This is a genomic window from Corynebacterium sp. HMSC05E07 (assembly GCF_001807225.1).
GTDB lineage: Bacteria > Actinomycetota > Actinomycetes > Mycobacteriales > Mycobacteriaceae > Corynebacterium > Corynebacterium singulare.
Window position 1 is genome coordinate 1 of the sequence record NZ_KV788210.1, and the last position, 1,466, is coordinate 1,466.

Sequence of the window (1,466 nt, forward strand, 5' to 3'; positions counted from 1 at the left end):
GGCCTAAACGACAAAACGTGTTGTTTTCCGGCGTGTCGAGTTAAACGACAGATTGTGTTGGTGGGGTTGGGGTTTTAGCGTATGTGACCTTTGCGTATTCCCATAGAGTGGTTGTAGGCAGTGTCGATGGCGCTGTCGTAGGTTGCTGGTCGGCCGTCCTCATGGCCGCTAGTAGCTTGAGTTTCCTGGTTGGCTAGGGTTTGTGCTTTGGCGAGTGCGTCCTGGCCCCAGTTTTGCTGCCTGGCGATCTCTACAGGGTCGTCAGGCAGCTGCGTGTGGAGGTAGAGCCACCAGTCGCAGGCGATGCGTTGTTGCTCGTCGCGTAGTCCTCGGTGGGCGTGCATTAATTGCTTGATTTGTGAGTTCACCCCGCCTTCCAGGCTGTTGGTTGTGCGCTCTAACCGTTGGCCTTCTTTAGCGTGGGTGAGGTAGGCAAAGAGGTGTCCGTGTTGACTCATTTTCTTTAGCTGCAGGTAGATACCACGGTGAACATCGTGGGTGTACCACCATTTTTTGTTGCCGCGTTTGGATTTCGGAATCTGCTCGAAGGGCACGTCTTTGACGTACGTCCTGGCTTTGAGCTGGGCGCTAAATACGGTGCCGAATTGGTGTAGCTTGACTGTCCATTCGGCTGCTTTATCCAGATTGTCAACGGCGAGCAGTTCAAAGGAAAGTCGTTGTAGTGCTTTGCCCATCGGCGAGGTGGGGTGAAGGCCTGTGGCGCGTTGGATATTGCGTTTGACGTGGACAATGCAGCGTTGAACTGGGGTATTAGGCCATAAGCGGCGTAATGCTTTAAGTCCTCCGGAATCCCCATCACAGGTCACCAGTTGTGGTGGGGCTATCTCGTCGAGCAAGCGCATATACGACCAGGAGGATTCCTTCGTGCACCAGAACCAGTTGATGACATGGCTGGAGTCAGCAGCTACGACAAGGCACTTGGTGTTGAAGTAGGTGCCGTCGATGAAGATTTGATCGTAGATTCGCTGCTTATCAACATTTCGGGGAGGTTGGATAAACCAGAACGTTTTGAACCGGCGTTGCAGAGTTCGTGATGAAACTCCACAAGATTTAGCTGTCTGTGCCAGGCTGTGGCCTGAGATGAGCCAGGAGATGAAAAGGCGAAACCATTTTGCTTGTACTGCGTCGTCATTAGTACGGGTGAAGGTGGCCTTGCAGGTGCGGCATCGCCATCGTTGGTGACCAGCACTCGTCGTTCCGTGTTTGGTGCACGCCCCGCTACAGACGGGGCATCGAGGATGATTCTTACTCATCCTCTCATCGTGAACCTAGGCAGCTAGCACACCAGCACACCCCCTGGCGGTATTTCCGGCCCGAGGCTGGGTTATCCCTTCGAATAAGTGAAATAATCCTAATACCAGCACGCCAGGCCGGCTAACCATTCAACCTCACCAACACATCCTGTCGTTTAGGCCGCTTAAGGGACATTTCGTGTGGATAAACCG

1 protein-coding gene is annotated in these 1,466 nt (G+C 53.5%); it reads right to left on the bottom strand.

Features of this window, described 5'->3' with window-relative positions:
• Nucleotides 1-74: 74 nt before the first annotated feature.
• Nucleotides 75-1,274, bottom strand: coding sequence for an IS1249 family transposase (locus HMPREF3149_RS03705; RefSeq protein WP_070536730.1), 1,200 nt, complete (start codon nt 1,272-1,274; stop codon nt 75-77).
• Nucleotides 1,275-1,466: the final 192 nt, after the last annotated feature.